Here is a 23,593-nt window from a genome sequence, read left to right as displayed (position 1 = left end):
GATACGCTATTATTCTTTAGTAACATTTCGCATAACTAGTATGATACCTAAACACCCTACTCGCCTGCGCCTGTCATTTCTTAAACAAAATAATTTCCGTTCTTAGCTCTTCTTCCGTGGTTTCCTTCGGGCTATTCAGATAGCGTTCGATTCCTAAAGGACTGGTTTTGACTTTCATACCACTCTGACGAACCAAGTTCATCGCTAACGCCCATGCATTTCCCAAAAACTGATATTCACCTCGGTGTTCAACGACAAATGTTTCACTCTCAGGAATGGTACCGGTAACCGCCCCTTGAGGCGCTGGTACTGAGTTATGAAGAGGAAAGCAAGTGATAAACTCGAATGTACCTTTCTGCATATCCATCGACTGGTAATAACAAAACAATTCACCATTCACGGATAGGGTTTCGTCACTAATTAACTGTTCTAGTTGCTGAACATGCTTCTCAATTACCGAACCTAATTCCTGCAAGCTAGCCACACCCTTGATCCCAATGTAATGAATTTGAGGCAACGTTCGGTTACCTATTTCGACTAAGTCTGAATGCACTCTTCCGGTTTCAAGCTTACTTTTGAGCATGCGTAACCCACGTTGATAATCCATCTCTATCATCGACTTAAACATACTTTTCAGAAAGAACAGATACCAAGGGACGCGAGATTGCATTTGCCATTCGACTAAACAGCCATTTTGTGACGGCGTCACGATCAGAGTCACCTTTCCATGGCTCTTGATTGGGCGAAAGAAATGTAGCTCCATATCTAATCGATGCTCTTGAGTACTTTCCAGTACAATCGCGCCAGTCCCAATACGCTCACCATTCCATTGATAACCAGCTCCAACGTGGCCCTGATTATCACTGAATGTCAGCTCGCAGCTTGGTTCAAGAATGATCCATGGTGACCAGCTGGGCCAGTTATTGAAGTTCTTGAGATAGCCAATAATTTCACTTTGATTCTTATTAATTTCAATACTTCGGCTGACCTGATAAGAGAGCATAACGGTTCCTCGAGTTTCCGCTTCACTAACTTCAGTCTAATTCAAATTCCAGTTTTTTCTTGTTTGACTACGGGTTAGATGCGTACGACAAGAAAAATCCAGAGCGTTAATTCTCACTTGAATCAATACGCGCAAAGCTAAGAGCAGAACTCCACTTTTGCACTAAATCGAACACCATCATCGTCCAGTACTAACGCCCATCCCATCCGTTCACATATTCGTTGTACGATAACAAGCCCACAACCATAACCAGCGTTGTACGTCTCGTTGCCATCGTGACGATTTAGGATCTTAAGCGCATGACCTTTCAACTCAATTTCAATATCTCCCACACTATAGCTAAAGGCGTTTTTAATCAGATTGTTGATAACAATGGCCACAAAACTCTCTGGTGCCTTCACTACACCACTATGTTGTTCGTGCAAAGCGTAATTCGAATCTTGCTTGGCAAATAAAGGAGCTAGCTCTTCCAACTGTTTTTGTAAACAAGTGAGAAGCTGATGCTCTCCGTAATGCTGAGGCTCTATTTTCTCTTTACCAAGTAAGAGAAACGCTTCTGTCAGTACACGCATCTCGTCACAAGCTGACTGCATCCTCGTGATGGCTTTTTGCGCAACTCGAGGTTGGTCATGAATACGCGTCAGAATGTCTGTTGAGCCTTTAATCACCATGATTGGCGTTCTCAACTCATGCGATGCAAAACGGCTAAATTCTTGCTCTCGTTTGAAATAGCCCGCGATATCGTTTTTATTATCCAGCAAAGTTTGCTCTATCTGGCGTGTTTCGCTGAACTTAGTTTCAACTTGGAAAGCGGGTTGATCCGGTGACATTTGGCTAATTTTTTCTTCGATTTGCGCTAGTGGTCGAGACAATATTCGCACCATATAAATGCCATACCCGACCATAACAAATGAAAATAAGCCACCGAGCAGTAGCGTAAACTGATGCAGCGAGCTTTCGTATTCGTCGAGGTAATCATCGGAGTCATCTTGAAATACAATGTACATAAGCCCCTTCCCTGAGGGGTGTTTCAATACGACAAAGTGTTTGTCTTCTTCACCAAGCAGATATTCGTAAAAACCGGGCGAAGTAAAAGAGAGCAACCAATCCGGTGTCGGAGCTTCACTCCAATATGAGTTGAACTCCAATACGTTTGGCAATGGCGCATCCCAGCCCTGTTTCTCGAAATTCTCACTATAAAGCGCCGCTTCAGTATCAAGCCAGTGATGTAAACTCAGCACTTCAAGTTTGTTTTCTGCCACATAAATCAGCGACCAAAAAAGAGTAAACATCACAAACGTCATGACCCCAAAACCCCAACGGATCTTGCGATAAATGCTTGGATATTCGTTATGCTTTAAGTCGGTAACCTTGTCCATGAATAGTCTCTAATCGTGATTCTTCAAAACCTTTGTCTAGTGCGGTTCTTAAACCATAAATATGGCTACGAAGTGCATCACTTCCAGGTGGTTCGTCTCCCCACACACTATCGATCACTTCTGTGCGCGAGACCGCTGCTGGAGCACGTTGGAGGAGCAATTTTAAAATTTTAGTTTGAATTCGACTCAGCTTAATTTCTTTGTCTTTTCTCGTTACTTTTCCTGTACGCGCATCTAAACAAATATCTGCAAATTTGAGCGTTCCGATATCTTGTCTTGGACCACGATTAGCCAAAGCATGAACACGCAAACTGAGCTCTTCCATCGCAAATGGCTTCATTAAATAGTCATCTCCCCCCGCTTTAAAAGCCGCGATTTTGTCATCTAGCGTATCTTTTGCCGTTAGGAAGAGAATTGGCGTTCCACATAACTTATCTTGTCGAAGCTTCTGTACCGTACTGATGCCATCGAGCTTCGGCATCATGATATCCATGATAATTACATCGTAATGATTTTCCTCGATTAACTTAATCGCAGCCTCTCCATGAAACGCACAATCGATAATCATGCCTTCGAGCTCAAGATAGTCTGCAATCGTCTCCGAGACGTTATGGTTGTCATCTACAATTAAAATTTTCATAAAATCACATTTCTTCACGATCTCTTCACGATATGCCCAATAAGATACAGGCAATTTCCTAAACTCGCTCGTAAATTGAGGTTAATACAATGAAAAAACTCGCTCTTATTTCTGTAGTAGGTTTGGCATTGTCTGGTTGTGGTGGTTCAGGTGGTGGCAGCAATAGCGATAGCACACCAACTCAACCAACAGTGAAACCAAGTGTAGCGATTGGCTCTGTTGAAGCGGTCAACGCTGAAGAAAGCACGTTGACCGTCAATGGACATACGTATCGTGTGTCTGAGGTGGTTTATGACGACACACAAGTGCAATTGGCCGAAGTAAAACCCAAAATGGTGGTTCGCGTGGGGTCAGATATTCGGCAAGCTTCGGACAATGGCGTCCGAGTCACACTTGAACCAACCATTACAGGACGTGTCACAGCGATTGATCATGTGAAGAAAACATTCACGGTAAACGGCATAGAGCTGCAGTTTGACGATTTAAGTGATGATATAGAAGTCAACGACTGGGTAATGGTGTCATCATTGCCAACTGCTGATGCGGGTTATCGAGTGTTGTCTGTGGTCGAACTCGACGTAGATAACGAGTACCCAGTACTTGATAACGACTACGAACTGGAAGGCCGTATTACCAGTATCGATGAAAATGCTGGAACATTTAAGTTAGGTGGAAAAGTAACGGTGGCATATAACAACGTTAACCAGCTTAGCATTGGTCAATGGATTGAAGCCGAAGGTGAAATGCAAAACGGTATCTTCATGGCACATGAGGTACAAGTTGAAGACTACGACGATCTAAAAAATGACAGCGATGTGGAAGGTATCGTGACTTGGGTTGCCAAGGATTATAGTGAGTTCTCTCTAAACTATCGAGGAGCCTTCTCCATTGATAACGCAACACGATTTGAGGATGGTAGCAAAGCTAATCTAGAACAAGGTCAAGAAGTAGAAGTGACCTCTGTGATGAAAAATGGCAAACGCACAGCTACCGTCATCGAATTTGAGCGGTCGGAGTTTGACAATGACAACCAATGGCGGGGTAAAGAGTTTGAATGTGAAGGCTATGTATCAAACTACGATGCTGATTCAAGAGTGTTTGAAGTTGAGCATTGTGAGAATGATGCTGATCAAGTACTAAGTAACACCACCGTTGTGATTGATGCACAAACACGCTTCCAAGGCATTGAAGAACTTAACCTAAATGGTGCTCGTGTCGAAGTCGAAGGTGTGATCATTAACAACCAAAATATTGCCCGTGAAGTGGAGTTAGACGTTTACGACAACTAATCCCTTCTACGCTTAAGAAAAAGTGTCACTTCGATGGCACTTTTTCTTTTCACCTTACTTTGCTTCCCAAGCTCAAACCAACAAATTCTCAGCCAAAGCCTTTTCTCTCCGTTACACTTTACCTATGTTCCACAAAATTGGTGACAACTATGAAAAAACGCAACCTCATTTTGTTAGTCTTGTTTTTTGGTTCAGCCACGAGCTTAGCTAGCGTTATGGATCCTGACTGCGATGCAGAAAAGGCAGCTAAAGCCGCTGCGACAAAAGCCGTGGTTGGTGTTGGTGGTCGCTGTACGCCTAAAGAGGCACTGAAAGATACCGCAGTTGATGCAGGAAAAGACAAATTGCCAGATGAAGGGATGGCGGGTAAAGCTGTTGATGCAATGACACCGGAAAAAGAGAAGAAAACGGTGAAAGACGTAACCAAAAAGCTCAATAAAGATTAACACCTACATCATAGATGTTTGAGCGTAAAAACATGTTCCTAGAATCAAGTGGCTATTTACCTGTTGTTTGAAGCACACGTCTAATCTTGGTTTTTTCATATTCCAAAAACTGCATTTGACCACACACTGTTTTTACTACACAAGTTCAAAAATTAGTAATAGTTTCTCCTAACTTTGAGACTTTGAGTCTAACTAAATGCGCAATGCATTGCATACAGATTGCTTGCCTATATTGTACACATACTATATCGGTTTAACGATGGTTAGAGGTTATAGTGAACAGACTCTAAAAACCGAACTGTAGTTCAATTGGCGGTACTGACTGGCTTAGATGCCGATTTGAACTTCATCAGAAACAACAGAGAAAAGGTTTTGCCTATAATCACAGGTGTCATTTTGTATCGACAGCTCAATAGACTCGACCAAAGAAAAGTCCTTGAGCAGGTACAGGCTTTAGGGAGTTCGAAATTTTTCGGTAAGATTCAAATGCTGGTAGCGCAAAGTATTGCTAAGCCAATGTGGAACCCTTGGAGCCTGTCAGATGGTGAGCTGCGCCAGTATTTTAATACTCATAAGGCAGTTGCAAATTTCCTTTCTACATGGTTTATCACCATCGATATTAAACTTGAGGTCGGCTTTATGGCAGCTGTTATATACGCACTATCAAAAGTTCAAGGGGCTGCATTGATTAAAGAAATGGCTTCAGTGCACATCGCTGAAGAGACTTTCAAAAACCTCAGCCTCTCATTAACTGCACAACAAGCTGGCGCGAGAGCATTTTTTGTAGCTGTTATTCTCACTACTGTACTCAAAGGCTTTAACGAGGCAGATGCGCTAGCTGCAAAGAAAGAGTTGTTACGACGTAATATGCTTAGAATAGAGGATTTGTAAGCTATGTTTTGGATACTGGGTCTTTTGGTTTCCTTGTTTATCATGTACTCGGATTACGCGCATTACTTCTATACCAAGCGACATGGAAAGAAATCTAGGGTTTCTCGCTTATTAAGCTTGTTGATCACGGTAACGCTCCCTATGATTGCGACTATCGAGATTTTGAACGATCTTAATGTAGAGAAAACCAGCTACCAAGTGTGTGTAGTTTTAGTCTCAGCTTTAGTTGGCCTTCTGGTCTGCTTGTCGGAACAGTATCGTTTTAAGTCAGAAAGAGATTAGTGGTATCGGGTTGTACAGCTATCAACAAAGGCATCAAATTGGTGCCTATTTTATTGTTGGTGTATTAATAACTGATCTGGCGAGTAAGGTCGACTCGAATGTCTTCTCACGTTCACCCTCGAGCACGAGACCGCTATCATGACTTCTTTAATGAAGGAAAGAGAACCTTTTGACTCGGGGAATTAGAGCTCTTGGACGTCTGAATGCACATAGTTCATACCCTCCATTGAGACGTCGGAATTATTCGCTGTACCATGATAGAAAATTATTTCTGTATTGAAACACATATACCTTGCTCGTGAATATCTAGCTGTCTCGGACATCTCAAATCTAGCCTCAACTTACATCCAAATGAAGTTGTAGTTTGTATGACCAATTGCTCATAGTTTATTTAACAAATAGAAACGAGTTCATGGGTAGCTAATACAAAAAAGAGCGCCGATTGACGCTCTTTCCGAACTTTAATAGATAACCAATTATGCAGTCTCTGCTTCACCTATCCAATGATAATGGTGGTTGGCTTTTTTCCCCACTAAACCGAGCTCTGCCAATTCTTCAAATACCTTGTCTACCTCTTCCGCAGACAGCCTAAACTGTTTAGCAACGGCTTTTTTGGTGCACGTAATTTGATGCGTTTTAAGTGCATCGCTAACTTGCTCTAACAAGGTTTTCGGTTCCTTTGGTTCTTCTGGCTCCGGCGCAGCTGGTATTTCTTGCTCTTCTTCCTCTTTTATATGAGGAAGATAACCCGCAGGCGCTGGATCTATATCGCGAACTGTTTTCAATATCATGCCCTCATTTCTGCGATAGAAATATCGGAACCGTTGCTCTTCACCAATCAAGCCAACAAAAAATGCAGCAAAGAAGTCCAAAAGAATCGAAAGAAATACAACCAAGCCAAGCTGAGCTTGTTGAGAGGTAGTACCAAATGCGTTGGCTAGGCTATCAATCAAACCAATCACTGAGCCTTGCGTCACCGGCGGTAAACTATCACGCTCCATAGCCAAGCGTTGCTGCTCTTCACGTAAGGTTTTGTTTTGATCCTGAATGCGAGTTACACCAGTCGCGATACGCTCCATCTCGATGTATTTCTGCGCTGCCATATTGTTGAGCTCAATCTGCTTATCGATTGCCGCAATCTGACGATTAAACGCTTCCACTTTCGCCTGCTCTACCGAAATATGACTTTGTGCACTATTGGTTGCACTATTAATCCCACCAATACTACCGCCAATGGAAATCGCAGCTAAAACTAAATAAAACACGAGAGCGGTTGCTGCTCCTGTGTAGTTGCGATGGGCTCGGCGCTCACCGTATTCATACCAAGCGTAAAATTTACCCGCTTCAAAAATGATCGCTAAACCACCAAATAAGGTTTGCATCATCGGGTTTTCGTCGATAGACAAAAATAGCAATAGAGAAAAAATAGTCGATGCTAAAATCGCAGCACCGGTGAATGCATATACACTCACCATGGCAAATCGACCTTTAGGGTATCGATATCCAATCTGTTGTTCGTATTTCATTTGAGAAATTTCTTAAGATTAATCGCCCCTCCGACTAAGTAGGACGGACGTTTCTGGCATGTACAAAGGAGCGCAGAATACCGTATCCTTTATTAAATTACTGTCATAATTCCGTTAATGGAAAACAAGTGAAGATTCGGTGTGCATTTTGAATCGATATCAGCCAAATCTAGCACGTAAAAACACCACCACGACACCCACTAACCGAAGCTTCAGTGACATATAAGAGAGATTAATTCGGTATCTTCAGAAGCGACTAAGCAAGACTGACAAGTTGAATTGGAGGTTGTGAATGTCAGCCGAATCAAGACATTAAAGCGTTAAAAATAGGCAACAAAACAAATAATGCACACTTGCATCACCTTTTAGTAAACTGATAATTACATTGTTTGGTTAATTTGTTAGTATCCCGCGCCGAAGAAGATAAGCACTCAATTGTATGGAAAACACTCTAATACAGCACAAACACCATCGCTTGCACGCTATTGCGGTTATTATCGCGGTGTTGTTTCAGTTGTATTTAGCGTCCACAGCCGCTCTTAATCCTACACAAGTTCACAGCACAACTTGGCTCAACAAAGTCCAAAGTGAAAAGGTTTTACTGTGTACCGCAGATGGTTTCAAATGGGTGGATATCAATACGTTGATTGAGGCTAACGCTCAATCTTCTTCTAAGCTCATCCAAGATCTTAACTTACACGACGGCTTTCAGTTTGAATGTCCGCTTCTTCAAGCTGTTCAATTCTTTCTTCTGGTTGCGATTGGGCTTTACCTGACAACCATCCATTGGCTGCGCCGAGTAAAGTATGCACTGACGACTTATCATTTTTCAAAATGCGATAAGTTCGTTTACAAACACATCGCGCCTAAGCACTCTCCGCCGAGTGTTTTTCCTGCCTAACAGGCATCTAATCATTGACAACTTTATTCAAAAATAACGATGACTCTGTTTGTTGTCCATTCAGAGAAGCTATTCATTCAAAAGGAAAAACACATGCTTAAATCATTTAAAACCGCCGCTATCGCGCTTATTGCTGTCATCGCTAGCCCACTGAGTTTAGCGCACGATTATGAAGCAGGAAAAATTCATATCGACCATCCATGGAGCCGCGAAGCGCCACCAAACGCACCTGTTATCGGTGGTTTTTTTCAATTAACCAACCACGGTGACAGTGAAGATGCATTGATCGCAGCAGAAAGCCCAATCGCAGGGCATGTCGAAATTCACACGCATGAGAAAGAAGATGGTGTGATGAAAATGATTAAGATTGACGAAGTGCGCGTTCCAGCCAATGACTCAGTGTTGTTTAAGCCAGGCAGCTTCCATTTAATGATTTTCAATCCAACACAAGCGCTCAAAGAAGGCGACCGCTTCCCTATGACGTTAACATTCAAAAACGCGGGTAAAGTGGAAGTAGAAATGGCGGTTGAAAAACAAGGTCACATGGAAAAACACATGCACCATTAATGACGTAAACAAAAATGCCCGCTGATTTAGCGGGCATTTTTATCTCAGCTTAGTCAAAATCATTATCCAATAGGTCCTAACTCGACTCTTCAGAATAATGGTGATAAATAACGCTTGGCGAAACGGCGTCATATATCATAACAGCGTGCTCGGGCAAGAGATTCTAAATCACGCTCGTTCCTCGCTATTCAGAATGACCTTGAAAGACTTAAGATCCTAAAAAGGTTCCCTACCCGCTTAAAACTCAACCTCTCGACAAAGTTATCCAACCATCACTTGGCAAGCCTAAATGAAATCATAAGTTTGGCAACAAAGACCCACGGTTAATCGGCTTTCTTTCTACTTGCAACAAACCTCGGCCCAACGAGCTAAGCCCGCAGCTATAAGCTCAATTGTTTATATATCCCGATTATCCTGACTAGATACAAATCATGCACGACCGTAAAAGTCGATATATGCCACTGGATGAGTCAGCATCTAAAGAAAGTACGTGATCGACTTCTCATTGTTGGTGTTTCTCTGTTTATTAAACTAATTTGTATTACAATAACACCCTATGTTAAATAAAAAATCCTTTCCAACTCTACAAACATGAGAGAACACCATTATGTCTACTAAAATTGCATTTATTTCTGGTGCTACTGGCGGTATCGGCTTCCAAGTGGCAAAGCGTCTTGGTCAGGATGGATACACGGTCATTCTAAACGGCATTGAAGATGAAAAAGGTTCGGAGTGTGTCTCCAAACTACATAACGCAGGAATTGAGGCTGAATACTACGGTTTTGACGTTACAGATGAACATGCCGTCGATGAAAACATCAATGCTATTGGTGAAAAATACGGCAAAATCGATGTTGTCGTTAATAACGCAGGTGGTCTTGGTGGTCGTAGTCCTATTGAAGGTATGGAAACTGCTTTTTTCCGTAAAGTCATGGCTTTAAACCTCGATAGTGCATTCTTCGTATCACGCGCAGCGATTCCATTTCTAAAAAAGTCTGATAACGCATCAATTATCAACTTCACTTCAAACGCTGCTTGGAATGCAGGTGGTCCAGGTGCAGGTATTTACGGTACATCAAAAGCCGCCGTTCATACATTAACTCGCGCTTTAGCTAAAGAGTTAGCTCCGGCTGGAATTCGAGTCAATGCAGTATCTCCTGGCACTATCGATACACCATTCCATGCTCAAATCAAAGCAACCAAGCCTGAAGTATTTGCTTCTTGGGCAGACAGTATTATGCTTGGACGCCTAGGCAAGCCAGAGGAAGTCGCCTCTGCTATCTCTTTTCTGGTAAGTAAAGATGCATCATTCATTACCGCAGAAACACTGCAAATTGGTGGTGGTCAAGCTTTAGGCATTTAGTACCAATAAGTCTTTTTACCTATCAGTAAGTACGCTTTAGTACTGATTTGATAACGGCCGCAGTATGTTTGTACTGCGGCTTATCCTTATACCACCTCGCCTTTCACCCCATTTGTAACGTTTCACCCATTTTTTGGTATGGACAGTATTCCTCTAGCTGAAACAAAACCACTTGTATTACAATAAATTTTATTTTTTACGTTATTTAAGCCTCCTAAAGGCTTTGTTCACGATAAAAATGGAAGCGTGATGAATCCGCTTTTCTTATATACACTGATGAATAAAACCCTCACAAACCTTACTTACATCTCACTTTTAGAAAAAATCCATCCCAAGCCCGCTATGCTCATAATTTTCAATTGCAAAAGCCACAATAGTCATTATGATTATCAACAAGCAATATAATCATACAATAGTATTTTTGGAGTTAAAATGACTAAACCTATCATTGGTTTCATCGGCCTAGGCTTGATGGGCGGAAACATGGTTGAAAACCTACAGAAACGTGGTTACGAAGTTGCTGTAATGGACCTCAATAAAGATGCTGTTGACGCAGTACTAGCTCGTGGAAACGCTTCTGAAGCTTCTTCAGGTAAAGAGCTAGCAGAGAAAAGTGATATCGTGATGCTGTGCCTAACAACATCTGAAGTTGTCGAAAAAATTGTTTACGGAGACACTGGTGTTCTAGCTGGCATGTCAGAAGGTAAAACACTCATCGACTTCGGTACATCTATTCCAGCTTCAACGAAGAAGATTGGCGCTGACCTCGCTAAGAAAGGGGCTGGTATGATTGATGCGCCTCTAGGTCGTACACCTGCCCACGCAAAAGATGGTTTACTAAACATCATGGCCGCAGGCGACGTCGAAACATTCAATAAGGTTAAGCCAGTACTGGACGATCAAGGTGAAAACGTATTTTACCTTGGCGCACTAGGCTCTGGTCACGTAACTAAGCTTGTGAATAACTTTATGGGTATGACAACCGTAGCAACCATGTCTCAGGCATTTGCTGTTGCTAAACGTGCTGGTGTTGATGGTCAACAATTATTCGACATCATGTCTGCAGGACCATCAAACTCACCATTTATGCAATTCTGTAAGTTTTACGCCGTAGATGGCGAAGAAAAACTAGGCTTCTCTGTTGCAAACGCAAACAAAGACCTCGGTTACTTCCTTGCTCTATGCGAAGAGCTTGGTACAACTTCCCTGATTGCAGAGGGCACTTCTAAGAGTCTACAAGCAGCAGTTGATAAAGGCCTTGGTCAAAATGACGTTCCAGTCATCTTCGACTACTTTGCAGAGCTAGAAGCTTAGTCACACTCAGTTGCAACTATAAGCCCAGCAACCAATGTAGCTGGGCTTTTTTGTTTTTCCCAAACGCTCATCACTCCTTGATACCCTAGCCACTCCTTTAAAGTTTTGCAGGGCAGCCTCTTCCAATTCTCTTATATATTTTCCACTCACACTTCAAAACCTCTCTCCTATTTCTGGCGTACGCCTCATTAAAGCTACGTCTGATTTAATGCTTTTTCTTTGCTAAGAAGGCACACATATTTATTTAAATAGACAAAGCATCAGGTTTGGGGTGTAAAGTGTAAACACGGCATGCAAAGAAAGTTAGATTGCTTTTTCGCTTTAGGCTGACGACTCTAATGTGAATATAGTCGCACCTTATTGGGAGTTCCCCAATACAACGAATAACAACAAACGATGCGCCACGCTTTCTCAGTCAGCTTGATCAAAAAATCCCACGGCTTTAACACCGCGGGATTTTTCATTGAGAGTCTTTAACTTTGGTTAGTTTTTCGCGTTAGCTAACTTTGGGCTTTTAGGCCCTCGGGCTGCGTTCACCAATAGAACACCCACCGAGAGAACAATCGCACCACACAAGATAAACAGTAGTCGACCAGATGGTTCATTTGGAATTAGAGCCATAGCTAGGATACCGAAGCCCGCTACGCTGATAAGCTTACCAAGCATGCCGCGCTGTTTTGTATCTAGGTTCTGCTGCTCTTCGCTGTCAGCCACAAGTGGCGTATTCCAGTTCTCGAACAATTGGTCCACTTCTTTCTCACGTTCAGGTGATAGACCTTTGTAGAAGCGCGTTGTCAGCAAGAAGAAACCACCGGTGAAGATAACGTGTGCCGCTAAGCTCAAGCCAACTTTCAGATCTGCCCACTCACGTCCTGTAAACGCTTGCTCTAGACCGAATAGGCGCTCTACATCTTCTGCTTGTAGTGAGATACCGAAGATGTAAGAAACAAAGCCACCAACAACCAGTGTTGCCCAACCAGCCCAATCCGGCGTCTTACGAATCCACATACCAAGTAGTATAGGAATCAGCATTGGGAAGCCAATTAATGCACCGACGTTCAGTACGATATCGAACAGGCTCAAGTGACGTAGTGAGTTAATGAATAGACCGATACCAATGATGATGAAGCCCATCACGATAGTCGTTGCTTTACTCACGATAACCAGTTCTTTTTGCGACGCTTGTGGACGCACAATCGGGCTGTAGAAGTTCATCACAAAGATGCCCGCGTTACGGTTAAGACCAGAGTCCATTGAAGACATGGTCGCCGCAAACATTGCTGACATCAGAAGACCCACCATACCTGCTGGCATTACGTTTTGTACGAATGCTAGGTATGCTGCATCACCACCTACTGAGCCGTATTGCTCTGCGAAATCAGGCATAAATGCCGCAACGTACCAAGGTGGTAGGAACCAGATGATAGGACCAACAATCATCAGCACACATGCAAGACCTGCAGCTTTACGTGCGTTTTCACTGTCTTTTGCACATAAGTAGCGGTAAGCGTTGATGCTGTTGTTCATGACACCGAACTGTTTAACAAAGATGAAGACAACCCAAAGGATAAAGATACTGAAGTAGTTCAGGTTGTTACCCAGCATGAAGTCGCCGTGGAAGTTCGACACGATGTTGCCAATACCGCCACCATGGAAGTATGCCGCCACCGCACAAGTGATCGTCACTGCCATGATAACCAGCATCTGCATAAAGTCAGATGCAACAACCGCCCAAGAGCCGCCTGTTACCGCCATTAGCATTAGCACTAAGCCCGTAACGATGATGGTCGCTTCCATAGGAATGTTGAAGACCGCTGCCACGAAAATCGCAAGACCATTCAACCAAATACCGGCCGAGATCAAGCTGTCTGGCATACCAGCCCAAGTGAAGAACTGCTCTGAAGTCTTACCAAAACGTTGACGAATTGCTTCAATCGCCGTCACTACACGTAGTTGGCGGAACTTTGGAGCAAAATAGAGGTAGTTCATAAAGTAGCCAAATGCGTTGGCTAAGAATAGGATTACAACAACGAAACCGTCGTTGAACGCGCGTCCTGCGGCACCTGTAAACGTCCATGCTGAAAATTGCGTCATGAAGGCGGTAGCACCTACCATCCACCATAACATCTTACCGCCCCCTCGGAAGTAGTCACTGGTTGAGGTAGTGAACTTACGGAACATCCAACCAATTGCAACTAAGAAGAAGAAGTAGGCAAGAACAACAAGAGTATCAATAGTCATTTTTTCAGCCTTTCAAGTTTGATCATTTTCTAACGTCTAGACTACTCTTCTCACAACCCCATTTGTACTACAATAAGCTTTAATTGTGATCTGAAGCATAAGTTATTCAACGAAAAAAACACGTCAAATCCCTTACTTTCTTAGACCAATGGCTTTCTAGGAGATAATTGCCACTCAGAACACCTCAACATATTGTAATACAAATTGTCTAATTGAAATTTATTAGAGTATGGAATATTTTTCTTCTTCGCGCTTTGTCTGAAGATCAAAAATGCGCGGCATTTCTTTGAAGGAAACGTAATGAGATGTTTCGAAAAAATTGGATAGAAAGTAGGATTTATATGAATGCGATTTTTAACTCTCGCCTCTTTCAAACTTTCAAACACAAAAAAGCGAGCCCTGAGGCTCGCTTTATATTCTATTCGCTAGTTTTATCGGGGTGTTACGACACTTATGCTACGTGAGCTACTGCGTCGCGAACCAGTGTACCCAGTTCATCCCAGTTACCTTCATCGATAAGTTTTGTTGGCACCATCCAAGTACCGCCACATGCCAGTACTGAAGGGATAGACAAGTACTCGTCTACGTTACCTAGGCTCACGCCACCTGTTGGCATGAATTTCACTGGGTAAACCGCCGTTAGTGCTTTAAGCATACCAACACCGCCAGATGGCTCAGCAGGGAAGAACTTAAGTGTACGCAGACCCATTTCCATCGCTTGCTCAACTAGGCTTGGGTTGTTTACGCCAGGTACGATAGCCACGCCTTTGTCTAGGCAGTATTGAACCGTGCGAGGGTTAAAACCTGGGCTTACGATAAAGTCCACACCAGCTTCGATCGCTTGGTCTACTTGCTCGTTAGTTAGGATCGTACCTGCACCGATCAGCATTTCTGGGAACTCAGCGCGCATAGCACGAATCGCTTCTGCAGCACACTCTGTGCGGAACGTGATCTCTGCGCAAGGCATACCGTTTTCAACCAAGGTGCGACCCAGAGGGATCGCATCTTCTGCTTTGTTGATGGCAATAACAGGAATTACTTTTAGGTTTGCTAATTGTTCGTTTAATGTCGTCATAAGAGTGTACTCGTCGTCATTAACTTGAGTTCAATAAATCACTGCGGAGCGCCGATTACTCAACGCTCCGCAAAAGAATTACAAAGGAAGATCTGGCATCACTTCACGTGGAATGATGGCACCTTTATGTTGAATTACCGCGCCAGCCATACAGTGGCCAGAGTAAGCCGATTCAGCTGCATTACCGCCAGTCAAACGCTTCGCCAAGAAGCCCGCACTGAAAGAATCACCAGCCGCTGTTGTATCAATCACGTTGTCGACTTTGTTTGGCGCCACGTATTGCGCTTCGCCATTCGCCACAACCAAGCAATCTTTGCTACCACGTTTGATGATGATTTCATCCACACCCAGGGCAGAGGTTCTCTCGATGCACTGTTCTAGATGCTCGTCACCGTAAAGCATTTGCTCATCTTCAAATGTGAGCAGTGCAATATCTGTGTGCTTAAGGATCTTAAGGTACCAAGACATGGCATTCTCGCGGCTTTCCCACAATTTAGGACGGTAGTTGTTATCGAAAATAACCTTACCACCTTGTGCCTTGAAGCGCTCAAGGAAGCCAAACAGTTGCGTCTTACCTTCTTCAGTAAGGATCGCTAATGTAATACCGCTCAAGTAAACCGCATCGTACGAGTAAAGTTTGTCGACTAATAGCGGAGACTCATTTTGTTCGAATAGGAACTTAGCGGCCGCTTCGTTACGCCAGTAGTGGAAGTAACGTTCGCCAGTTTCATCGGTTTCGATGTAGTAGATACCTGGTTGCTTTTCTTTAACGGAAAGAACGAGGCTAGTATCGATGCCCTCTTCCTGCCATGCTGATAGCATTTCTTGGCTAAAAGGATCGTTACCCAGAGCCGTTACATAGCTGGTTTTGATATCGTGAGCTTTGGTCAAACGAGATAAATACAGTGCGGTATTCAACGTATCACCACCGAATGACTGCTTTAGCTGACCTTCCTTTTTCTGTAGCTCAACCATACATTCGCCAATGACCGCGATGTTTAATGATTTCATGTTGTCACCTTAGCAACTGAGGTTGCGCTATAGATTATTTTAAGAAGTCTTCACGAGCTGGGTTGAAGATGTCTAGAAGAATGCTGTCTTGCTCTAGTGCAACCGCACCGTGCATCATGTGCTTACGAGCAAAGTATGCATCGCCTTCTTTTAGGACTTTCTTCTCGCCTTCGATTTCTGCTTCAAAGCTGCCACGTACTACGTAACCAATTTGATCATGGATTTCGTGAGTATGTGGAGCACCAATCGCCCCTTTGTCGAAACATAGGTGAACCGCCATTAGGTCATCTGTGTAAGCAACAATTTTACGTTTGATACCGCCGCCTAGCTCTTCCCACGGGTTCTCATCTAATACAAAGAAAGAATTCATCGTCATACTCCTAAAAAGTCTCTATTAAAGCGAACCCTACGGCACTTCATTCTTAACCATGCTTTTATTAAAAGGTTCTCTTAAAAAAGCGTCGTATTGATAAAAGTGAAACGCGAAGCGAAAGGGTCTGCTGTCGAATTGGTAACTAGCATATCCGATCTATTTTAATTGTCATACAATATATCTAAAAATATGTGATATTCATCAAACGGTGCTCGTTAAAGCATTCCACTTAACGATTGATAACGCCGAAACATCAGCCACAACAAGGATTGCCACAACAATACAAATCAATAAGTTAGCTAAATTCGCGTGATTTCACTCTCCCTTTTTGCCACAAAAACTACACCCAAACTTAATATTGTATTACTTTATAGAAAGTTTAAGAAAACAACACACTTCATCTGAGGGTGGTAAAGAAATGACTACACAACCGATTTTGTTGACTGAAGCAGAAGTCGAACTACTAAGAAAGGAAGTCGGAAAGCCGAGCTTAATGGGCAAGTCCATTGAAGCGAATCGCAAGGAACTTGAAGCCTTCATGCGTCTGCCTCTAGACGTACCAGGTCACGGCGAAGCAGGTGGCTACGAGCACAACCGCCACAAACAAAACTATACCTACATGAACTTAGCGGGTCGTTTGTTCTTGATCACTCAAGAAGAAAAGTACGCGCAGTTCGTTAAAGATCTTCTCGCTATTTACGCAGAGAAGTACCTCACTTTTGATTTCCACGTACAGAAAAACACTAACCCAACAGGTCGTCTTTTCCACCAGATCCTTAATGAACACTGTTGGTTAATGTTTACTAGCCTTGCTTACTCTTGCGTGGCATCAGTGATGACGGAAGAAGAGCGCACAGCCGTTGTTGAGCGCATTTTCGAACCAATGCTAGACATGTTCACAGTAAAATACGCGCACGATTTCGACCGTATTCACAACCACGGTATCTGGGCAGTTGCGGCTGTTGGTATTTGTGGTCTAGCTATTGGTAAACCTGAATATCTAGAGATGTCGGTATACGGTCAAGACCGTGATGATACCGGTGGCTTCCTAGCGCAAATCTCACAACTGTTCGCCCCTTCTGGTTACTACATGGAAGGCCCTTACTACCATCGTTATGCGATTCGTCCAACTTGTGTATTTGCAGAAGTAGTACACCGTCATATGCCTGAAGTAGACATCTACAACTACAAAGACAAAGTGATTGGCAACACAGTACAAGCGATGCTGGCAACGGCTTACCCGAATGGTGAGTTCCCTGCCCTAAACGACGCATCTCGTACCATGAGCATTACAGATATGGGTGTTCAAGTTGCGGTGAGCGTTTACAGCAAACACTACGGTATGGATGACAACATCCTAGGCATGGCGAAGATTCAAAACGCAGTTTGGATGCACCCTTGTGGTCTTGAGCTTTCTCAAGCCTATGATAAAGCCATCGCAGACCGTGAAATCGGCATGCCTTTCTGGCCGAGCGTGGAACTTAACGAAGGTCCAACTGGTAACAACGGTGCACAAGGCTTTATCCGTATGCAGGATAAAACCGGTGATGTGTCACAGCTTGTGATGAACTACGGTCAACACGGCATGGGACATGGTAACTTCGATACGCTTGGCATTACCTTCTTCAACCGTGGTCAAGAAGTGCTGCGTGAATACGGCTTCTGTCGCTGGGTAAACGTTGAGCCTAAATTCGGCGGTCGTTACGTAGACGAAAACAAATCCTACGCACGTCAAACTATCGCGCATAACGCGGTAACGATTGATGAGCAATGTCAGAATGGTTTCGATGTAGACCGCGCTGATTCAGTGCACGGTTTGCCTCACTTCTTCAAAGTAGAAGGCACTGAAATCAACGGTATGAGTGCGTTTGCGAACGACCATTACCCGAATACAGACATGCAGCGCAGTGTGTTCATGCTTAACCTCGATGAGCTTGAAGCACCGCTACTTCTAGACCTTTACCGCATCGAAGGTGAAGGCGAACATCAGTACGACTACTCTCATCAATACGATGGTCAAATCGTACGTACTAACTTTGATTACCAAAGCTTTGGTGAACTGAGCACGCTTGGCGATGATTTCGGTTATCAACACCTTTGGAAAGTAGCAAGCGGCAAAGTGCAAGATACGGCGTTGGTTAGCTGGCTACAAAACAACACCTACTACACTTGGTTAGGCACAAGCAGCAGCGCGAAACAAAACGGTGACAATGAAGTTATCTTCACTCGCACTGGCGCCAATGACCCGAGCTTTAACCTACGTAGCGAACCAGCATTCATTCTACGCAGCAAGGGCGAATCGACGCTATTTGCTTCTGTGCTAGAAACACACGGCTACTTCAACGAAGAGTTTGAGCAGTCGGTGAATGCACGTGGTCAGGTGAAAGATATCCGCGTCGTGGGTTACAACGCCGTTGGCAGCATCGTAGAAATCATGACTGAAAAATCACTGGTTACTGTGATGATCAGCAATGTGCTAGGCGCTGACGACCAAACCCCACACCAAGTAGAAATGAACGGTAAAACCTACAGCTGGAATGGCTTCTACTCTCTAGAAGTGAACGCATTCGGGCAGGAGAAATAATAATGAGCTACCAAACCCAGTCTTACCAACCGCTATTAATGAACTTTGAAGAAGCGGCAGAACTAAGCAAAGCACTTGGCACGGATAGCCTATTAGGAAATGCACTAGCACGTGACATCAAACAAACTGACGCTTACATGGCTGAGGTCGGTATTGAAGTTCCAGGTCACGGCGAAGGCGGCGGTTACGAGCACAACCGTCACAAGCAAAACTACATCCACATTGATCTAGCGGGTCGCCTATTCCTTATCACTGGCGAACAGAAGTACCGCGATTACATCGTGGACATGCTAACGGCTTACGCGAAGGTATACCCGACGCTAGAGAGCAACACCAGCCGTGACTCTAACCCTCCGGGTAAGATCTTCCACCAAACTCTGAACGAGAACATGTGGATGCTATACGCCTCTTGTGCGTACAGCTGCATTTACCACACGTTGGAAGAAGAGCAAAAAACACTGATTGAAAACGACCTGTTCAAACAAATGATTGAGCTGTTCGTAGTCACTTACGGTCACGACTTCGACATCGTACACAACCACGGTCTGTGGGCGGTAGCAGCAGTAGGTATCTGTGGTTACGCAATCAACGATCAAGGTGCAGTAGACAAAGCGCTTTACGGCTTGAAACTGGACAAAGTGAGCGGCGGCTTCCTAGCTCAGCTAGACCAACTGTTCTCGCCAGATGGCTACTACATGGAAGGTCCTTACTACCACCGTTTCTCGCTGCGTCCAATCTACCTATTCGCAGAAGCGATTGAACGTCGTCAGCCTGAGCTTGGTATTTACGAGTTCAACGACTCGGTCATCAAGACCACGTCTTACGCGGTATTTAAGACGGCATTCCCAGATGGTACTTTGCCAGCATTGAACGATTCATCGAAGACGATTTCGATTAACGATGAAGGCGTAATCATGGCAACGTCAGTATGTTTCCACCGTTACGAGCAATCTGAAACGCTAGTTGGCATGGCAGACCACCAGCAAGACGTTTGGGTTCATATCTCAGGCAAAACATTGTCTGACGCAGTTGCAGCTGCAGATAACATCAAACCATTCAACTGGGGTAGCCTATTCGTAACAGACGGTCCAGAAGGCGAAAAAGGCGGCGTAAGCATTCTTCGTCACCGTGACGAACAAGACGACGACCCCAATACCGCAGATACAATGGCGCTTATCTGGTTTGGTCAACACGGCAGCGATCACCAATACCACTCAGCGCTAGACCACGGTCACTACGATGGTCTGCACCTGAGCGTGTTTAACCGCGGTCATGAAGTGCTGCACGATTACGGCTTTGGTCGCTGGGTAAACGTTGAGCCTAAGTTTGGCGGTCGTTACATTCCAGAGAACAAGTCTTACTGTAAGCAGACCGTCGCGCACAACACAGTAACGGTTGACCAAAAGACGCAAAACAACTTCGACACAGCGCTAGCAGAAACCAAGTTCGGTTCTAAGCACTTCTTCAAAGCTGATGACGAAAAACTGCAAGGCATGAGCGGTCGTATTTCTGGTTACTACAACGGCGTAGACATGCAGCGCAGCATCATTCTTGCTGAGTTGCCAGAATTCGAAAAACCACTTGTGATTGATGTTTACCGCATCGAAGCAGATCAAGAGCACCAATACGACCTGCCAGTGCACTACTCTGGTCAAATCATTCGTACGGATTTTGAATACGATGTCGAAAGCACGTTGCGTCCAATGGGCGAAGACAACGGCTACCAGCATCTATGGAATGTGGGTTCAGGCCAAGTTGAAGGCAGCTCGCTTGTAAGCTGGTTGCACGACAACAGCTACTACTCACTAATCACAAGCGCAACGAGCGGTGGCAAAGTGTTCTTCACTCGCACAGGCGCAAATGATCCAGACTTCAACTTGAAGAGCGAACCAGCACTGATCCTACGTCAATCTGGTCAGAACCACGTGTTTGCCTCTGTGTTAGAAACGCACGGTTACTTCAACGAGTCTATCGAAGCATCGGTTGGCGCTCGTGGCCTAGTAGAGTCAGTAACCATCGTTGGCAACAACGAAGTGGGTACCGTGATTCGTCTGCAAACAACCACAGGCAACGCTTACCACTTCGCTATCTGCAACCTAGACGAAGACAAACAGAACGCGGCACATCGCGTTGAGTTCGACGGTGTGACTTACACTTGGAAAGGCGCATTCGCACAAATTTAATCTTTAGTTAGTCACTAAAAATTAATGTAAAAATCGGGAACTAATTCAAAGCCGGACGTCATGTCCGGCTTTTTTTGATTGTTTACATGACTCTAGATGAACTTATCAATTAGCGTTTAATCATAGTAAAACCGTTAATAACTCTTAGGAAAAACAGACATAACTTAACCTTACGCCTTATCAAAGACACCACTTATAGATATAGAACTCTTCTGAGATTTAATTAACACTTTTACTATTTAACTTATGACTAAACTACTCCCCAACAACACTAAAATGATATTGTATTACAAATATTAAATAGTGTAAGAGGCTTACTACTGTGTTTATAAAATCAACTAAATTGCTTCTAATAAGCTTCTCTGGGCTTGGATTAATAGGTTGTGGAGGAAATACCGCCACTACAAGCCAAGATGATAAACCAAATATTCCGCACCAAGCGCATGTAGCACCATACTCAATAGCAAAATTTCAAAACATATTGAGAAATTCAGATTTACAAGTATCAGATCCCGATGGGAAGGAGGGAAATAAAACCAGTGACGTCAAAAATGGAGCATTCTCGGATTATAAGAGTGACCACTTTTACGCAGAAAAGGATTCCAATTACCTTGTCTTTAAAATGTCGAACTACAAAATGCGCTCAGAAGTTCGTGAGCGAGAAAACTTCAACATTTCAGAACAAGGCGTCTCTAGAACTTTGTATGCAGATGTTCGATTACCAGAGATTAACCTTGCAATGGCTAGCTCCCCTGCAAACCATGATGAAGTCACTTTCCTGCAAATTCATAACAAAGGCACAGATACTTCTGGTACAGGTGCTATCCCACACCCTTTGTTACGAATCGTTTGGGAACAAGAACGAAACAGTATCACTGGTCATTACTGGGCGGTAGTAAAGAACAATGCCATAGATTGCAGTCTACCTTCTAGCGCATCAGATTGTTATGCAACATCATATGATCGTTATGACTTAGGAAAAGCCGATCTCAACGCATTCACGCGATTCGAAGTAAAAATCGGAGAAAACACATTAACCATTAAAGTGAACGATGAACAAAAGGTAAATGTAGATGTATCCTACTGGCAGCACCTCCTGAGCTACTTTAAAGCCGGAGTTTACAACCAGTTTGAAAACGGTGAAGCAAAGGTACAATTTAAGCAGTTAGGACTAACCAAAACTGACCATACTGATTCAATAGCCTGGAATATTGACGATTGGAAATTAACCATTCCTGCAAGCAAAAATGATTGGTATGGTTTTGGCGGTGACAGCGCGGCTGAATTAGAGCCTGAGCGTTGTAATTCAAGTAAAGATCTTCTGTCTAACGAAGAGAGCGTTTACCAACGCGAGATTGATTTATCATACTTCAATGTTATTGACGGTAGCATGCATTTCCGCGCCGATATGGGTTACGGCACGTCAACGGCCAACTCCAGTTACATCCGTTCAGAATTGCGAGAGCTCTACATCAGTACTAACTCCCCGGATTGCAGCACCAGCGATGAAGAGACAAGTTGGTATATTGAAGATAGTCGTACCGGCGCAACTTCGCATACGCTAAACGCAACACTAAGAATTAACGAATACCCTAAAATCGACGGTCAATTACCAAAAGTCGTGGTAGGCCAGATACATGGTTGGAAAATCAGCCAAGCACTCGTGAAGCTACTTTGGGAAGGTGACAATAAGCCAGTCCGAGTTATTCTGAACGATAACTACAAACTTGATAACAACAAAGACTGTACTGATTGCAACGCATTCAGCGTTAAGCTTGGTACCTACGCGGTAAACGAAGACTGGCAATATACGATCCGTGCCGATAAGGAAGGACTGTTTTTAGCCACCTACGATGCAGATGGCAGTAATATGGTCTCGCACACACTGAAGTGGGGAGAAGCATACTCAGACACCGCTAACAACAAGTCCTATACTCTGACTGAAAGATGGGCGTCGCCTGATATTGCGTTTTACTTCAAAGCCGGAATTTACCCTCAGTTTAAACCTGATAATGCATATCGAGGAGAAATCTTTGATGTGAGCTTTAGTGCTTTGAGCACTCTTCATCAATAGTCATTTCAATCTCTTAGCAATAGGCTTGCTACTTTGCTCTAAAGCAACGAACAAAGCTCATACTGCCGCCACGGGAAATTTATTTTCTCGTGGCCTCTTCTTTTAGAACACCACAATTCAACTCGCTTCACGCATAGTGTTTCCTTCTACGATAAATATATAAATCAACCTCCACTTAGGCAGCTTAAAAACAGCTTCTATAGTTTCATGAGATATTTATCTACCCTAACGCAGAGTTATTTTAAATTTAACCAATTAAACTACTCTAATATACATTCGCACTTAAAAATAAACATTGTCAGAAGATAAAAGCAATCAATAATTATTACCTATCTATAGTGATAAATTTTTAAATTAATTTATCTATGTCAATTAAAATAATATTTGAGCTGTTTTATTCTTCTATAGAAAAAAGCCCTCAGCTACAAAGCTGAGGGCAAAGGACTTCAAT

Annotated in this window: 19 protein-coding genes; 11 read left to right on the top strand and 8 right to left on the bottom strand. The window is 43.6% G+C overall.

What is annotated here, in order from left to right; all coding sequences use genetic code 11:
* Positions 1 to 73 precede the first annotated feature (73 nt).
* From IJ23_RS18095 to IJ23_RS18085, 3 genes are all read right to left on the bottom strand, one after another.
* A complete protein-coding gene (locus tag IJ23_RS18095; RefSeq protein ID WP_033906990.1) occupies positions 74 to 1,003 on the bottom strand; it encodes an SRPBCC family protein in 930 nt (309 codons plus the stop codon).
* Positions 1,004 to 1,140: 137 nt separating this feature from the next.
* Positions 1,141 to 2,382, bottom strand: coding sequence for a sensor histidine kinase (locus tag IJ23_RS18090; protein ID WP_033906989.1), 1,242 nt, complete (start codon positions 2,380 to 2,382; stop codon positions 1,141 to 1,143).
* The gene (locus IJ23_RS18085; RefSeq protein ID WP_025767686.1) at positions 2,354 to 3,022 is read right to left on the bottom strand and encodes a response regulator transcription factor; all 669 of its coding nucleotides are present in this window, start codon (positions 3,020 to 3,022) and stop codon (positions 2,354 to 2,356) included. The genes IJ23_RS18090 and IJ23_RS18085 overlap by 29 nt, the downstream gene beginning before the upstream one ends.
* An 89-nt stretch (positions 3,023 to 3,111) precedes the next feature.
* On the opposite strand from IJ23_RS18085, the gene IJ23_RS18080 reads away from it, so the two are divergent.
* From IJ23_RS18080 to IJ23_RS18065, 4 genes are all read left to right on the top strand, one after another.
* A complete protein-coding gene (locus tag IJ23_RS18080) occupies positions 3,112 to 4,311 on the top strand; it encodes a DUF5666 domain-containing protein (RefSeq protein WP_033906988.1) in 1,200 nt (399 codons plus the stop codon).
* A gap of 149 nt (positions 4,312 to 4,460) precedes the next feature.
* Complete coding sequence (locus IJ23_RS18075) at positions 4,461 to 4,757, top strand: hypothetical protein (RefSeq protein WP_033906987.1); 297 nt, start codon at positions 4,461 to 4,463, stop codon at positions 4,755 to 4,757.
* Between the two features lie 309 nt (positions 4,758 to 5,066).
* Complete coding sequence (locus IJ23_RS18070) at positions 5,067 to 5,648, top strand: hypothetical protein (RefSeq protein WP_235213040.1); 582 nt, start codon at positions 5,067 to 5,069, stop codon at positions 5,646 to 5,648.
* Positions 5,649 to 5,651: 3 nt separating this feature from the next.
* A complete protein-coding gene (locus IJ23_RS18065) occupies positions 5,652 to 5,930 on the top strand; it encodes a hypothetical protein (protein ID WP_033906986.1) in 279 nt (92 codons plus the stop codon).
* A gap of 476 nt (positions 5,931 to 6,406) precedes the next feature.
* Here the strand turns inward: IJ23_RS18065 and IJ23_RS18060 are convergent, their stop codons facing one another.
* A complete protein-coding gene (locus IJ23_RS18060) occupies positions 6,407 to 7,456 on the bottom strand; it encodes a hypothetical protein (RefSeq protein WP_017634220.1) in 1,050 nt (349 codons plus the stop codon).
* Between the two features lie 439 nt (positions 7,457 to 7,895).
* Here IJ23_RS18060 and IJ23_RS18055 point away from each other — a divergent pair, with 439 nt between their 5' ends.
* The 4 genes from IJ23_RS18055 to IJ23_RS18040 all read left to right on the top strand — a co-directional run bounded on the left by IJ23_RS18055 (position 7,896) and on the right by IJ23_RS18040 (position 11,601).
* Entirely contained in the window at positions 7,896 to 8,357 is a 462-nt protein-coding gene (locus tag IJ23_RS18055; RefSeq protein WP_005375842.1) for a hypothetical protein, read from the top strand.
* A 93-nt stretch (positions 8,358 to 8,450) separates the two neighbouring features.
* Positions 8,451 to 8,924, top strand: coding sequence for a copper chaperone PCu(A)C (locus IJ23_RS18050; RefSeq protein ID WP_033906985.1), 474 nt, complete (start codon positions 8,451 to 8,453; stop codon positions 8,922 to 8,924).
* 607 nt (positions 8,925 to 9,531) lie between these two features.
* Complete coding sequence (locus IJ23_RS18045; RefSeq protein WP_033906984.1) at positions 9,532 to 10,287, top strand: SDR family NAD(P)-dependent oxidoreductase; 756 nt, start codon at positions 9,532 to 9,534, stop codon at positions 10,285 to 10,287.
* A gap of 417 nt (positions 10,288 to 10,704) precedes the next feature.
* The gene (locus tag IJ23_RS18040; protein ID WP_309304222.1) at positions 10,705 to 11,601 is read left to right on the top strand and encodes an NAD(P)-dependent oxidoreductase; all 897 of its coding nucleotides are present in this window, start codon (positions 10,705 to 10,707) and stop codon (positions 11,599 to 11,601) included.
* A 483-nt stretch (positions 11,602 to 12,084) separates the two neighbouring features.
* Here the strand turns inward: IJ23_RS18040 and IJ23_RS18035 are convergent, their stop codons facing one another.
* From IJ23_RS18035 to IJ23_RS18020, 4 genes are all read right to left on the bottom strand, one after another.
* A complete protein-coding gene (locus tag IJ23_RS18035; protein ID WP_033906983.1) occupies positions 12,085 to 13,842 on the bottom strand; it encodes a sodium:solute symporter family protein in 1,758 nt (585 codons plus the stop codon).
* Between the two features lie 451 nt (positions 13,843 to 14,293).
* Positions 14,294 to 14,917, bottom strand: coding sequence for a bifunctional 4-hydroxy-2-oxoglutarate aldolase/2-dehydro-3-deoxy-phosphogluconate aldolase (locus IJ23_RS18030; RefSeq protein WP_033906982.1), 624 nt, complete (start codon positions 14,915 to 14,917; stop codon positions 14,294 to 14,296).
* A 78-nt stretch (positions 14,918 to 14,995) separates the two neighbouring features.
* The gene (locus tag IJ23_RS18025) at positions 14,996 to 15,928 is read right to left on the bottom strand and encodes a sugar kinase (protein ID WP_005437155.1); all 933 of its coding nucleotides are present in this window, start codon (positions 15,926 to 15,928) and stop codon (positions 14,996 to 14,998) included.
* A gap of 34 nt (positions 15,929 to 15,962) precedes the next feature.
* Complete coding sequence (locus tag IJ23_RS18020) at positions 15,963 to 16,298, bottom strand: cupin domain-containing protein (protein WP_005450851.1); 336 nt, start codon at positions 16,296 to 16,298, stop codon at positions 15,963 to 15,965.
* Positions 16,299 to 16,719: 421 nt separating this feature from the next.
* On the opposite strand from IJ23_RS18020, the gene IJ23_RS18015 reads away from it, so the two are divergent.
* The 3 genes from IJ23_RS18015 (at position 16,720) to IJ23_RS18005 (ending at position 23,142) form a co-directional block, all read left to right on the top strand.
* Positions 16,720 to 18,885: a heparinase II/III domain-containing protein gene (locus IJ23_RS18015; RefSeq protein ID WP_033906980.1), complete on the top strand. Its 2,166-nt coding sequence runs from the start codon at positions 16,720 to 16,722 to the stop codon at positions 18,883 to 18,885.
* 2 nt (positions 18,886 to 18,887) lie between these two features.
* Positions 18,888 to 21,068 carry a heparinase II/III domain-containing protein gene (locus IJ23_RS18010; RefSeq protein ID WP_033906979.1) on the top strand — a complete coding sequence of 727 codons (2,181 nt, stop codon included), beginning with the start codon at positions 18,888 to 18,890 and terminating at the stop codon, positions 21,066 to 21,068.
* 322 nt (positions 21,069 to 21,390) lie between these two features.
* Positions 21,391 to 23,142 carry a polysaccharide lyase family 7 protein gene (locus IJ23_RS18005; protein WP_033906978.1) on the top strand — a complete coding sequence of 584 codons (1,752 nt, stop codon included), beginning with the start codon at positions 21,391 to 21,393 and terminating at the stop codon, positions 23,140 to 23,142.
* The last annotated feature ends 451 nt before the right edge of the window (positions 23,143 to 23,593 follow it).

It is taken from the genome of Vibrio sp. OY15 (genome assembly GCF_000742455.1).
GTDB lineage: Bacteria > Pseudomonadota > Gammaproteobacteria > Enterobacterales > Vibrionaceae > Vibrio > Vibrio alginolyticus.
The sequence above is the reverse complement of the archived record's forward strand: the minus strand, read 5'-3'. Positions and strand labels throughout refer to the sequence as shown.